Source organism: Gemmatimonadota bacterium (assembly GCA_016712265.1).
In the GTDB taxonomy this organism is placed as follows: domain Bacteria; phylum Gemmatimonadota; class Gemmatimonadetes; order Gemmatimonadales; family Gemmatimonadaceae; genus RBC101.
Map to the genome: position 1 here is coordinate 830,839 of JADJRJ010000030.1, position 12,914 is coordinate 843,752.

General features: G+C 67.0%; 14 protein-coding genes. All 14 read right to left on the minus strand.

Going from position 1 to position 12,914, the window contains the following annotated elements; all coding sequences use genetic code 11:
* Nucleotides 1-7 precede the first annotated feature (7 nt).
* Complete coding sequence (bamD, locus tag IPK85_19105; protein MBK8249482.1) at nucleotides 8-838, minus strand: outer membrane protein assembly factor BamD; 831 nt, start codon at nucleotides 836-838, stop codon at nucleotides 8-10.
* The gene (locus IPK85_19110) at nucleotides 838-1,458 is read right to left on the minus strand and encodes an OmpA family protein (GenBank protein MBK8249483.1); all 621 of its coding nucleotides are present in this window, start codon (nucleotides 1,456-1,458) and stop codon (nucleotides 838-840) included. Before IPK85_19110 ends, bamD begins: the two co-directional genes overlap by 1 nt.
* Nucleotides 1,459-1,482: 24 nt before the next feature.
* Nucleotides 1,483-2,802 (minus strand): PD40 domain-containing protein, encoded by a 1,320-nt coding sequence (locus tag IPK85_19115; protein MBK8249484.1) that lies wholly within the window; start codon nucleotides 2,800-2,802, stop codon nucleotides 1,483-1,485.
* On the minus strand, nucleotides 2,802-3,515 hold the full coding sequence (locus IPK85_19120; GenBank protein ID MBK8249485.1) for a TonB C-terminal domain-containing protein: 714 nt from the start codon (nucleotides 3,513-3,515) through the stop codon (nucleotides 2,802-2,804). The genes IPK85_19115 and IPK85_19120 overlap by 1 nt, the downstream gene beginning before the upstream one ends.
* A 16-nt stretch (nucleotides 3,516-3,531) precedes the next feature.
* Nucleotides 3,532-3,939: a biopolymer transporter ExbD gene (locus IPK85_19125; GenBank protein MBK8249486.1), complete on the minus strand. Its 408-nt coding sequence runs from the start codon at nucleotides 3,937-3,939 to the stop codon at nucleotides 3,532-3,534.
* A 6-nt stretch (nucleotides 3,940-3,945) separates the two neighbouring features.
* A complete protein-coding gene (locus IPK85_19130; protein MBK8249487.1) occupies nucleotides 3,946-4,662 on the minus strand; it encodes a MotA/TolQ/ExbB proton channel family protein in 717 nt (238 codons plus the stop codon).
* Nucleotides 4,663-4,671: 9 nt separating this feature from the next.
* Nucleotides 4,672-5,622, minus strand: a complete 951-nt coding sequence (locus IPK85_19135) for a GDP-mannose 4,6-dehydratase (protein MBK8249488.1) — start codon at nucleotides 5,620-5,622, stop codon at nucleotides 4,672-4,674.
* 164 nt (nucleotides 5,623-5,786) lie between these two features.
* The gene (locus IPK85_19140) at nucleotides 5,787-6,302 is read right to left on the minus strand and encodes a single-stranded DNA-binding protein (protein ID MBK8249489.1); all 516 of its coding nucleotides are present in this window, start codon (nucleotides 6,300-6,302) and stop codon (nucleotides 5,787-5,789) included.
* 99 nt (nucleotides 6,303-6,401) lie between these two features.
* On the minus strand, nucleotides 6,402-6,854 hold the full coding sequence (rimI, locus tag IPK85_19145) for a ribosomal protein S18-alanine N-acetyltransferase (GenBank protein ID MBK8249490.1): 453 nt from the start codon (nucleotides 6,852-6,854) through the stop codon (nucleotides 6,402-6,404).
* A gap of 35 nt (nucleotides 6,855-6,889) precedes the next feature.
* Nucleotides 6,890-7,537, minus strand: coding sequence for a tRNA (adenosine(37)-N6)-threonylcarbamoyltransferase complex dimerization subunit type 1 TsaB (gene tsaB / locus IPK85_19150; protein ID MBK8249491.1), 648 nt, complete (start codon nucleotides 7,535-7,537; stop codon nucleotides 6,890-6,892).
* Nucleotide 7,538: 1 nt separating this feature from the next.
* Nucleotides 7,539-7,970, minus strand: a complete 432-nt coding sequence (gene tsaE, locus IPK85_19155; GenBank protein ID MBK8249492.1) for a tRNA (adenosine(37)-N6)-threonylcarbamoyltransferase complex ATPase subunit type 1 TsaE — start codon at nucleotides 7,968-7,970, stop codon at nucleotides 7,539-7,541.
* Complete coding sequence (gene uvrB / locus IPK85_19160; protein MBK8249493.1) at nucleotides 7,957-10,008, minus strand: excinuclease ABC subunit UvrB; 2,052 nt, start codon at nucleotides 10,006-10,008, stop codon at nucleotides 7,957-7,959. Before uvrB ends, tsaE begins: the two co-directional genes overlap by 14 nt.
* Nucleotides 10,009-10,083: 75 nt before the next feature.
* Nucleotides 10,084-12,258, minus strand: coding sequence for a bifunctional (p)ppGpp synthetase/guanosine-3',5'-bis(diphosphate) 3'-pyrophosphohydrolase (locus IPK85_19165; GenBank protein ID MBK8249494.1), 2,175 nt, complete (start codon nucleotides 12,256-12,258; stop codon nucleotides 10,084-10,086).
* 15 nt (nucleotides 12,259-12,273) lie between these two features.
* Nucleotides 12,274-12,906 (minus strand): DNA repair protein RadC, encoded by a 633-nt coding sequence (gene radC, locus IPK85_19170; protein MBK8249495.1) that lies wholly within the window; start codon nucleotides 12,904-12,906, stop codon nucleotides 12,274-12,276.
* Nucleotides 12,907-12,914 lie beyond the last annotated feature (8 nt).

Sequence of the window (12,914 nt, forward strand, 5' to 3'; positions counted from 1 at the left end):
CGTGGGCTCAGCGGTTGCGCATGAGCCACTCGCGAGCGAAGTCCGCGACCTCGCTCACCGGGTATTCCTTCGACACACGCTCCATCATCGCGCGCGCCTCGGCGCGACGACCACGCCGCGCCAGCGAGTTGCCCAGCTTGTAGAGCGCCGTCGGCGCCCGCGTCGCCCGCGGGTGTTCTCGCACCATGCGCAGGTACATGCTATCGGCCTGGGCCGGCTTGCCATCAGCATCATACGCGTCCGCCAGGAACACCATCGCGTCCGGTGCCACTTCCGCCGTGGGATACTTGGCCAGGATCTCCTCGAAGGCTGCCTGCGCCGCGGCGTAGTTGCCGCGCGTGGCCTGCGCGAGCCCTTCGGTATACAGCTGTGCCGGGCCGACGGTCTCCACCGGAGGTGCCACAGGTCTGACAGCACCCGCCGTGGTATCACCGGGGGCGGGCGCGGGAGGGGTGAGCTGCGCCTGACGCGCCTCCATGATCCGCCGCTCATTGTCGGCCTGGAACCGGGCAATCATCGCCTGGCTCGCACCGACCAGCTCCTGGGTCTGGATGAGCATCTCGCGAATCTGGCGGAAGTCACTCCGGTTGTCCCCGTTGCTCACGACCATGCGCGCGCTCAGGGCGCGCAGCGTGTCGTTCACGACGCCGAGGTTCTGCGCGAGGCGTGCATTCAGCTGGTCGACCTGGCGGGCGCGCGCGGTATCTGCCGCCGCCGACTCACGACGCAAGGTCAGGATATCTCCTTGCAGGATCCGCACGTCGTTGCGGGTCGCAAAGCAGGCCCCGGTCCCCAGGAGCAGGACGGGCAGGAGTCGGAGAAGGCGTGGCGAGCCCATCAGCGGGGAGGAACGAGGGTGTCTCCGCCGGCCACGATCTCGAACTCGGCACGGCGATTGAGGCGGAACGCTTCTTCCGTACCATCGGTCACCTCGGGACGTTCCTCCCCAAGGCTCAGGATGTCGATTCGTGACTCATCGACGCCGCGATCGGTCAGGTACTTCTTCACGGCGGCCGCCCGCCGCTGGCCGAGGGCGAGGTTGTACTCATCGGAACCACGGTCGTCGGCGTGGCCGGTGATGCGGACGCGCACCCCGACGTTGGCCATCATGATCGCGAGCTTGGCATCGAGCAGCGCACGCCCCTCGGCGGACAACTCGGCCATGTCGTACTCGAAGTACACCTTCTGCCCCAGCGTCGCCTTGATCCCGGCGACCGCACGCTCGCGCGCCTCGCGGGCCTCACGAGCTTCGCGCTCGACGCGGAGGCGGTCGGCTTCGATCGAGTCACGGCGCGCGCGTTCGGCCGCCTCACGAGCCGCCCGGCACGCGGCGTCGCATGTCTCAGTTGGCGCGGGACCGCCTGGTGACACCCCGGTGTCTACCTGCTTCTTCTTGCAGGCCGCGAGGGTCAGCAGGGATACCAGCGCAAGGGTGACGGTTCGTGAGGTGTTTGGCATCAGGAGAGCGAGCGGTGAGCTGGGTTAGCGTCTGGTGGTGCGAAGCAGCGGCGACCACGCCGCGTGTCTGGCTCGGCTGTTGCCGTGCGTGAGCTGGCGCGCCGTACCCGACTGCGTGTCCATGATCCACAACTGGGCGATCCCGGAACGGGTCGACGTGAACACAATGTGCCGGCTGTCCGGGGCGAACGATGCGTTCTCGTTCACGCCACTGCTCGTTTGCTGCTTCACCGACCGATCGAGCACGTTGAACAGCATCAGCTGGAAGTTGCCGCCGAACTGCATCTGGAACGCGATGAGCCGACCATCCGGGGACCAGTCCGGGTCCGATCGATAGGCAGGCTCGAGTTGGGGCACCAGCGGTTCCGCGTTGGTCCCGTCGGCGTCGGCGACGAAGATGTCGATGCGGCCGAGGCGGTTGGTGGTGTACGCGATCCGGCGCCCGTCGTGGCTGAAGGTCGGCGACATGTTATCCGACCCGCGCCCGATCGACACGCGCCGCGGCGGCTCGCTGCCAAACGGACTCGCGGCCACGAGGTCCATCCCGTTCTCATTCCCTGCCGAGTAGACGAGGGTGTTGCCGTCCGGGCGGGAGAAGGCCGGCGACTGGGCCAGCCCCGCGCCCGTCGCGAGCGTGCGCGTCGGCCCACCAACCTCGCGGATGATCACGCGCGCGCCAGCGTCGGTCAGGCTGGTATAGGCCATGTGGCCCCCCGCCGGATGCCAAGTCGGCGACAGCGCGCGCACATCGCCGGTGATCGCGGTCGGGTTCGCCCCGTCCGAGTCGATCTGCCACACCCGCCCCTGCGACACATACAGGATTCGGGTCGCCGAAATGCCGCGTACGCCCGTCACGATCTGCTCAATGTCGTCGGCGATGGTGTGCACGGCCAATCGCCAGTCGGGCGTGCGTGACGGCGACGGCAGCGGAAAGGCGTTCGCCCGGGCCACGGCCCGTTCCCCGACCGAGTGCAGGGTCACCTGCACGCCGAACGAGGTGGGCACCACCTGCACCACGACGTCGGCCCCCAGGTTCTGGAAGAGCGGGTAGTTCCAGGTCCCGTTCGCGTTAGGCGGAGGCACCGCCTCGGGCGCGAGGTCGAGGACGGTGGTGCGGTCGCCGTGGACCAGGTCGCGCGTCAGGATGCGACGGATGGAGTCCCCGTCCACCCCGGAAACCGGCAGGATCAGGACCCCCGGCCGCGTGTTGCGCGCCCGCACGTCGAGCCGCAGGCGAACCCCCTCACGCCACGTGGTATCCTGCGCCCCAGCCGCGCGAACGCTGGCCGCCAGGGCGCCGAGAGTGAGAAGTACGGCCAGCGCACCACGGCGCGAGGGGATCATCAGCGGAACATCTGCGAGGTGACCGTGAAAATAACCGGCAGGACGTCATCGCCGAAGCCGTCCGGCAGCGGACCAAACGCGCGCGAGCGACCCGCCGCCTCCACGGCACCGCGGGCACCGATGTCAAAGATCCGGTTCCCGGACGCTTTGCGAATCTCGATGTCCATCACGCTGCCGTCGCGGCGGATGCGGAACGCGATGTCCACCGACCACGGCCTAGGGTCCGTCGTCTCGAAGTTCGCCCCGATCTGGTTCACGATGTTGCGCAGGTACGCCGGGAACGGAAACTCCACCCCCGCCGTCTCCACGTTCGCCACGTCGGTCCCCGTCCCTCCCTTCTGGCCGCCTCCGGCTGTTGGGACCGCCCCCTTCGGCTCGGCCCGCGTGGCGTTAGGTACCTGGGTCGCTCGGGGTGGCGGCGGGCGACGCGTCGGCGCTTCCGTACGCACCGGGTTCTTCTCCAGTGCTTCCACCCGGCTGGGAACCGGTGCTGTCGCGGGCTCGGTGCGCGGCACATCGGGCTGTACCTGCCCGATCGCGCGCGGCCCGGCCGGTGCCGCGACAAGGTTGATCCGATAGACCGGCGGCAACACCTCGGTCGGGCCTCGGGTTATCCACACAGCGAGCACGAGCAGACCCACATGCAGTCCCGTGGCAAGGGCAGCCGACGGGGCGAGGGACAGCGCAGGTGGCCGAACTTCGGTGCGGGACATCAAAAGGGTTTCGGGGTCAGCGACGGACAGGATCAACAGCGATGCCGACTCCCTCGACACCAGCCTTGACCATCACGCCGAGTGCCCGCACCACGTCGCCGTGCGGTACGTCAGCTTCCGCTTGCAGGATAACCCCACGCTTGCCGCGGCGTTCCGCGAGACTCGCAAACGACGCCTCGAACTGGGCCCAGGTCAGTTCGGTCCGATCCACGCCGAGCCTTCCCCCACGGCGCACCGTCACGATCATGTCCGCCTTCCCCTCGAGCGGGCGCGCCTCGCCCTTGGGCAACTTGATCTCCAGCCCGCCCTGCAGCATGGGCGCTGTGATCATGAAGATCACGAGCAGCAGCATCATCACGTCGATGAGGCTGACGACGTTGATCTCGGCGTTGAGCGGGTTTCGCTCCCGGCGGAGACGTCGCATCACGTGTTACACCCGCCCTTCGCGGACCAGGAGGGCGATGAGCTCGGAACCGAACCCCTGGAGCTCTCCCTCGATCCGGTTTACCCGGGTTGCGAAGACGTTGTACCCGAAGACCGCAGGGATTGCCACGGCGAGCGCCATCGCGGTGGCCGTGAGTGCTGCGCCGACCCCGGGCCCGACCGCCGCGAGTGTGCCCCCGCCGGCGCTGGACAGCCCCACAAAGGTCTGGATGATGCCAAGGACGGTCCCGAGCAGCCCGATGAGCGGGGAGGCGGAGGCGATCATGGCGAGCGACGGGATGAATCGGCTCAGGGCATCCCTCTCGCGATCCGTCTGCGCGTCGAGGACAAGGTGGAGGGCCTCGACCTGCGACGCGCTGAACTTCGCGCTGCGCTCGGGGGTCGCGGCCATGGCCGGACGCGTCTCAGTCAGGAAGACCTCGGCGCGCTGAAATACACGGGACAGAGGACCCGCGCCGGCCTTGCGACTGATCGCCGCCACCTCGGCCACCGAGTTCGCACGCTCGAATTCGGCGAGGAAGTCCGTGCTCGTCCGCTGGACCGCACGGAATTCCCGCCACTTGGCCACCATCACCGTCCAACTCACCAACGACATCACCAGCAGGACGGCTAGTACCACTTGTGTTACGAGGTCTGCCGTGGTGATGAGGGCCCACGCTGATGTGGGCACGGCCGCCTCGACCTGGGCATACAGGGGCGTCATGCCATAAGGCTAATGACGCGAGGCAAAGTATGCGTAGGTCCGGGCCAGTCCTTCGGCCAGGGACACCTGCGGGGTCCACCCCAGCTCCTTCGCGGCCTTGGACGTGTTCACGGAAGAACGCATCTGTTCGCCCGCCCGGGCGGGCGCGTGGTTGACCGTCCCCTCCTTGCCGGCGGACGCGTAGATCGTCCGTGCGAGGTCGAGAACGGAAGTCTCCACCCCGGTGCCGATGTTGAACGCCCGCACATCCAGCTGCCGCATCTTCGGGAGTGGGTTGGTCGCCGCCAGATAGTTCGCCCGGGCGACGTCGCCGGCGTAGACGTAGTCCCGCGTCTGCTGGCCATCGCCAAACACCGTCAGGGTCTCACCGGCGAGGGCGCGCTTGCAGAAGATGGCCACTACCCCAGCCTCCCCATGCGGGTCCTGTCGCGGCCCATACACGTTGGCATATCGCAGCGCGACGGTATCCAAGCCGTGCACACGCGCGAAGTACCCCATGTAGTACTCGACAGAGAGCTTGGCGATGCCATAGGGGGACTCGGGATCCTTCGGCATGTCCTCTACGGTCGGCACCTGCACGAAGTCGCCGTAGATCGCCCCGCCCGTCGATGAGAACACGAAACGGGTAGCGCGACCCGACGCACGCACCGCCTCGAGCAGGTTGAGCGAACCGCCGATGTTGACGGCTGCGTCGTACGCCGGATCGGCGACCGACTTCCGCACGTCGATCTGGGCCGCCAGGTGGCAGACGACATCGAATCCGCCGGTGCGAACCAGGGCCGCCGCTTCACTGGAGGTGATGTCCAGGTGATGCAGTACAGCCGACGCGGGCACGTTTTCCCGCTTGCCGGACGACAAGTTGTCGAGCACCTCGACGGTGTCGCCGGCCGCGAGGAAGGCCTCGGCAACGTGTGAGCCGATAAAGCCCGCCCCGCCGGTGACCAGGACGCGCCGCGTCATCGGTGAGCTCCGGCTCGGGCGGTTGACGGGTTCTGTTGATTCTGGGACACTGGATAAATTCGCGAAGATTGTGGTCGGATTCCGCTCCCTCCACCCGGCCACGACGCACCCTGTGGCGCGACGTGAAAAGGGGTGGGGGACCTCCCCCACCCCCCATTAGACGATCAAAACGGAAGATCGTCGTCGGCGTCTTCCAAGGCGCGCGGGAACTCCTCGAAGTCCTCACTGGCCGCCGCTGCGGCCGGAGGCCGACCGCGGTCAGGGGCCGCTGAACGGGAACGTCCGCCCCCCTCCCAGTCCCCCCCTCCACCGCCCTCGCCCCGCGGCGACAGGAGGATGAGGTCGCGGACCCGAATCTCCGTCATGTAGCGCGTCTGGCCGCTCTGGTCCTGCCACTGGCGGTACTCAATGCTCCCCTCGACGAACACCTTGTCGCCCTTCTTGACGAACTTCTCCACGATGTCCGCCAGCCCCATTCCGGAGCCGCTTCGCCCGTTCCAGGCAATGCAGCGGTGCCACTCCGTCTTCTCCTGCCGCTGACCGCCGCCGGCCTGGTCGCTCCAGGACTTGGAGGTCGCGAGGGAGAAATCCGCCACGCGTCCGCCGCTGCTGGTGGAACGTACTTCGGGGTCCTTTCCGACGTTCCCGATCAATTGCACCTTGTTCAAGCTCTTGGCCACAGGTTCCTCCTGGCGAGTGGGTTGACTCGCTGCGCATGGTAGGCGGGGGAGCGCAGGCGCCCACCACCGCTGTATTTCCAACAGCAACAAAAATCGCGTTTACGCCCCGCGGAGGCTCCGACGCATCACGATCGCGTCTTCCTCGGGACGCGCATAATAGCGCTTTCGCAGGCCGACGTCGTCGAACCCCAGCTGCGTGTACAGCCGCCGGGCCGCTGTGTTCGACGCGCGCACCTCGAGCCAACAGTCGAACGCCCCGGCGCCCCGAACCAGGTCCATCACCCCGCGAACGAGCATCGCCCCAACGCCTTGCCCCCGGTGGCTGGGCGAAACCGCGACGTTGGCGACCTCGGCCTCGTCTGCCGCCGCATGGGCTATCGCATACCCGACAACCCTTTCGTCCCCCAATTCTGCGGCAACGACCGCGACGAGAAAATGGGAGGTCGATCGTTCCAACTCTTCGAGCAGTGCCTGATGGCTCCACGGATCGGAGAAGCAGGCACGTTCAATGACGTCCACGGCACCGATGTCCTCCGGGAGTGCTTGACGCACCGCGTAGCGATCGGTCGCTGATCTCGACGAGGGCATCAGCCCGGCCCCGCCGGCAGGGATCGCCCATGCCGCGCCTCCCAGACGACTTGTGCCTCAGCCAGTCGGCCGTATTCCGGCTCCCACGATGCCAGATCGACGCGCGCCGCCAACCCGCCGAGCAGCAATCCCGGTAGGTGCGCGGCGTGGGGACGTCCGTTGGGTTCGGAGAGAGATACCAGGCGCACCCCTTCCTCCCCGTCAAGGGATTTCGCCGAATCCGCGCTGATCCTTCGCCATGGACCGACGGCCACCGGAGCCCCGCTTCTCCGCGCGAACTCCTGGACGTAGACCTCGCCACGTAGCGCATCGAGCGCGATCACGAATGTCCCGTCACCCAGCGCAGGGTCCGAGGCCGCGAGGGCCAGTGACGACCCGGACCAAAGCGGCAGGTTGCGCGCGGTCGCGATCCCCTTGGCGATGGACGCCGCGATGCGCAGCGAAGTGAAGCTTCCTGGTCCGCCGCCCACCCAAACGGCGGTGAGGCAATCCCACCCCCCGGCCACGGCCACGACCCGAACCACCTCTGGCAGGAGTCGCTCCTCCGTAGCGCCGCGCATCGCCACCTGGCCGGAGGCGACGACGTTAGCCCCGTCGAGCACGGCCACGGAACCCACGTAGGTGCTGGCGTCGAGGGCAAGCCACATCTCAGGCCACCACCAGGCGCCGAACGGCGGCGTCTCCCGGCACGGTTTCCAGATGCACATCGAGGCGCGCGGCAGGAAGCGCAGGCCCCGCCCGTTCCGGCCATTCGATCATCACCGCCGCATCCCCCGCGAGGATGTCGTCCCAACCCAGCTGCAGGAGGTCGTTTGGACTCGCGATGCGGTAGAGGTCGAGGTGCCAGAGGGTCCCCCGATCACCCACATACTGGTGCACGAGGGCATAGGTAGGTGAGGTGACCTCGGCGGTGATGCCAAATCCGCGCGCGATCGCCTGGGCCAGCGTGGTCTTGCCCGCACCAAGGTCCCCGCGCAGCGCGATGAGGTCGCCGGGCACCAGGGTGGCCCCCAGCGCCTCCCCCCACGCCTGCAGCACCTCACGCGAGACCTGCCGGTCGACCGGCCTAACGACGGGCACGGATGTCGGCAAAGGCGTCGCGCTTACGCGCGTTGTTGGACCGATCGCGCGCGGCACGCAGCTCGAACACCGCGTCCCGCAACCGGGCCGCGTTCTCGAAGTCGAGAGCGGTGGCGGCCTCCTTCATTTCGGCCTCGAGGGCCGCCAGGCGTTGCGCGTACTCCTCGGCGCCGTACGAGGCCGTGGGCTCGGCGACCTTGCGTGCCCGCGCCTCCCGTTCGTCGCGCGCATCGGCCACGCGCGTGATGAACCGCACCTCGTCGACGCTCTTCTCGACCCCGCGCGGGACAACCCCATGCTCCAGGTTGGAGCGCACCTGGACCTCCCGACGCCGCGACGTCTCGGAAATGCAGCGTTGCATGGAATCGGTCATGCGGTCGGCGTAGAAGATCGCGCGACCATTCACGTGGCGCGCCGCGCGGCCTACCGTTTGGATAAGCGATCGATCTGAGCGGAGGAACCCTTCCTGGTCCGCGTCGAGGATCGCTACGAGCGACACCTCGGGCATGTCGAGCCCCTCGCGCAGGAGGTTGATCCCGACCAGCACGTCGAACTCGCCGAGTCGCAGGCCGCGAATGATCTCCATCCGTTCGATCGCATCGATATCGGCGTGCATGTAACGCACGCGCACGCCGACCTGCGACAGATAGTCCGACAGGTCTTCGGCCATCCGCTTGGTGAGCGTAGTGACGAGGACGCGCTCCCCGCGCCGCTCGCGAAGGCGAATCTCGTTCAGCAGGTCGTCCACCTGCCCACGGACGGGGCGCACCTCGATCTCCGGATCGACCAGACCCGTGGGCCGGATGATCTGCTCAACAACCACCCCGTCGGAGAGTTGCAGCTCGAGTTCGGACGGCGTCGCGCTGACGAAGACGGCTCGCGGTGTCAGCCGCATGAACTCATCGAAAATCAGCGGTCGGTTGTCCAGGGCACTCGGTAGCCGGAAGCCGAACTCGACGAGTGTTTCCTTGCGGGCCCGGTCGCCATTGTACATCCCACGCACTTGCGGCAAGGTGACATGGGACTCGTCGACGACCACGAGAAAGTCCTCGGGGAAATAGTCGAACAACACGGCGGGCCGTTCACCTTCCGTCCGTCCCGAGAGGTGACGCGAATAGTTCTCGATGCCCGCACACGTGCCGATCTCGAGCATCATCTCCAGGTCGAAGTTCGTGCGCGACTCCAGCCGCTGCGCCTCCAGCAGCTTGCCGGAGTTGCGCAGCACCGCAAGCCGCTCGGCCAATTCCGCACGGATCGCCGTGGCGGCACGCTCCAGGCTTGGTCGCGACGTGATGAAGTGCTTCGCCGGATAGATCGCCGTGCGCTCCAGCTCGGCGATCGTGTCCCCCGTGACCGTCGAGATCTTGGAGATCTTCTCGATTTCATCCCCCCACATCTCGACCCGCACCCCCTGCTCCTCATACGCGGGCAGGATCTCGATCGTATCCCCGCGCACCCGGAACGACCCGCGATCGAAGCTCATGTCGTTCCGCGAATACAGGATCCCGACCAGCTGGCGCAAGATCTGGTCGCGCGACACCTGCTGCCCGCGCTCCAACAGCACCATGCGCTTCCGGTACTCCACCGGGTCCCCGAGGCCATAGATCGCCGAGACGGTCGCCACGATGATGACGTCATCGCGTTCCATCAGGGACGACGTGGCCCGCAGGCGCAGCCGGTCGATGTCCTCGTTGATCGAGGCATCCTTCTCGATGTAGGTATCACTCGAGGGGACGTACGCTTCCGGCTGGTAATAGTCGTAGTACGAGATGAAGTACTCGACGGCGTTCGTCGGGAAGAAGCTCTTCAGCTCCCCATACAGCTGCGCCGCCAGCGTCTTGTTGTGGGAGAGGACCAGGGTGGGCTTGCCATAGTTGGCGATGACATTCGCCATCGTCATCGTCTTCCCCGACCCCGTGACCCCGAGCAGTGTCTGAAAGCGATCCCCGCGCGCGAGCCCGGCCGTCAGCTCGGCGATCGCCGCGGGCTGGTCGCCGGCCGGGGCAAAGGGGGCCTGTAAGCGGAAGGGCGCTGACATGGGCGGAAATCTACCATGCCGGTGTTTCTTCGGGCAGCACCCCCGGAGGAGTATTTCCGGCCAGTTCCCGTGCCCCTAGCCCGAGTCGCTGATCCGCTCCTTCCGCTGCACGTCCTGGATCCCCTTCACCCGGCGAACCGCCTTGATGATCCGCTGGAGGTGGGAAAGGTTCTCGACCTCCACCACGGCCGCCCCGCTCACCCGCGCATCGGTGGTCTTGAGCTCCATGCTTCGAATGTCCGTCCCGGTGGAACTCACCGCCGCCGCGACGTCCGCGTACAGCCCACGACGATCGAATCCATCCAGGCTGAGCCGTACCTCGAACCGCTCCCCGGGCTGCTCCTGCCAATCGATGTCCAGGCGGCGCTCCGGCTCGTGAACGAGCATCAGGAGGTTCGGGCAGTCCCCCCGATGGATGCTGACCCCACGGCCACGCGTCACGTAGCCGACCACCGGGTCACCCGGGACCGGCTGGCAGCAGTGCGCATAGCGCACCATCAGACCGTCGGCCCCCTGGATCCTGATCCCCTTCCCTGTGCCCCGGATGCGGTCGACCAGCCGCTCGATGGCCGTCGGCTTGGGGATGTGCTCCGGACTCTCGGCTTCCGGATAGAGCGCCTTGAGGACCTGCGTCACGTTCAGGTCGCCCTGGCCGAGCGAGGCGATTAGCTGATGCGAGTCGTTGAGACCGAGGGTGGTGGCGCCGGCCTCGAGGCGCGCTTCGTCGAGTTTGGCCAGGCGCCGACGCCGCACCTCGCGCTCCAGGATCTCCCGGCCAATCTTCGCCGAGGATTGCTCTTCCTCCTGCCGGAGCCACTGGCGGATCTTGTGCCGAGCTCGACCGGTCCGGACGTGGGCCAACCAATCCCGGCTGGGGCGCGCGTTCGGCGACGTGAGGATCTCCACGGTCTCCGAGTTCTTCAGCTCCCGGGAGAGTGGCGCGACCTTGCCGTTCACCTTGGCCCCCTGGCAGTGCGTGCCCACCTCGGTGTGCACCGCAAAGGCGAAGTCGATCGGGGTCGCGCCACGGGGCAACTGGATCACGTCGCCCGTCGGCGTGAACAGGAAGATCTCGTCCTGATACAAGTCCAGCTTGAGGAACTCGAGGAACTCCGCCGGATCCTTGGCATCGAGCTGCAGCTCGAGCACCTTCCGGAACCACGAGAGGTGGCGATCGAGTTCATCCGCCGACTTCGACTCCTCCTTGAACCGCCAGTGCGCCGCGATCCCGTAGTCTGCGGTGCGGTGCATGTCCCGCGTGCGAATCTGGATCTCGTACAACTGGCGCCCCGGCCCGAAGATGGTCGTGTGCAAGGACTGGTAGCCGTTGGACTTGGGCTGGGCGATGTAGTCCTTGATGCGCTCCTGTACCGGCGTCCACCCGTCGTGGATGATGCCTAACGTGTGGTAGCAATCCGGCACCGAGTTGACCAACACGCGGATCGCGAGCAGGTCGAAAATCTCCTCGTAGGGCCGCTGGCGCTTGAGCATCTTCTTGTGGATCGACCACAGGTGCTTGGGCCGTCCCGTTACCTCCACCTCGCGTATTCCCGCCTCCCCGAGGGTCCGCTGCAACGGCTCGATGAGCGCCTTGATCAGGGCCTCGCGTTCGCCGCGCTTGGCTTGGACGAGCTTGGCCAGGGCCCGATAGGCCTCGGGCTCCAGGTACTTGAACGCCAGGTCCTCCAGCTCCCACTTCATCTTCGCCATGCCGAAGCGGTGGGCGAGTGGGGCGTACAGGTCCATCGTCTCCTGCGCGATCCGCTCCCGCTTTTCCTCCGCGAGCCAGTCCAGCGTGCGCATGTTGTGGAGTCGATCAGCCAGCTTGATGATGATGACGCGCGCATCCTTGGCGATCGAGACCAGGAGCTTGCGGTAATTCTCGACTTGGCGGTTCTCCGTCGAGTTCATCGGGAGATGGCCGATCTTCGTCAGTCCGTCGACGATCTGCGCGATCTCGGTCCCGAACTCGCGGGCGAGATCTTCGTAGGTGACCTCCGTGTCCTCGATCACGTCGTGTACGAGACCGCTGGCCACAGTCGCCGTATCCAGCTGCAGGTCGGCGAGAATCTTCGCCACCTCCACGCAGTGCGTGACGAACGGGTCTCCGTTCTTGCGCAGCTGGCCGCTGTGGGCACGCGCGCTCAGGTCATAGGCGCGCGCCAGCAGCGCCGTGTCCAGGCGTTCCGGGATAGGCTCACCGGCGGGCCACCAGGGGAGCGGGGGTCGGGTTGGCAGTGTCGACGTCACAGTATCTCTCGGACCTCACCAGAGGGGGCGTCGGTCACTCGGGATGTACCCCGCCTCAAGGAAACTTACGTACCGACCCCGGCCAATCACGACGTGGTCCCGGATTGGCACGCCGATGATATCCCCCGCGGTCAGGAGTCCGTCGGTCACCTCGCGGTCGTCGCGACTCGGCGTCGGGTCGCCCGACGGATGATTGTGCACCAGGACCAGGGAAGCCGCCCGTTCGGCGATGGCCTCCCGGAACACCTCACGCGGATGGACCAGCGAGGTGTTGAGAAGCCCGCGCGTGACGAGGATGTCACGCTGGAACCGGTGCTGGGCGTCGAGGATGGCCACGTGGAACTCCTCGACCGGGAGGTCCTCGAGCCGCGGGCCGTACAGTGCGAAGACGTCGGGCGCTCCACGCACCAGGAATCCTTCCTGCCGGGTTTCCGCGAGCATCCGCCGACCCAGCTCCAGGGCCGCGTGAATGACCGTTGCGCGCGCCGCCCCAATGCCTGCGACCCTCGTGAGCGATGCCACGGGCTGCGAGGCAATGCGTCGCAGGGAGCCGCCGGCGGTCATCAGGATCTCCTGCGCCAACCCGAGCGACGAGCGCTGGCGGTTCCCTGTCCCCAGGAGGATCGCCAGCAGCTCGATGCTCGACAAGCGGCTGG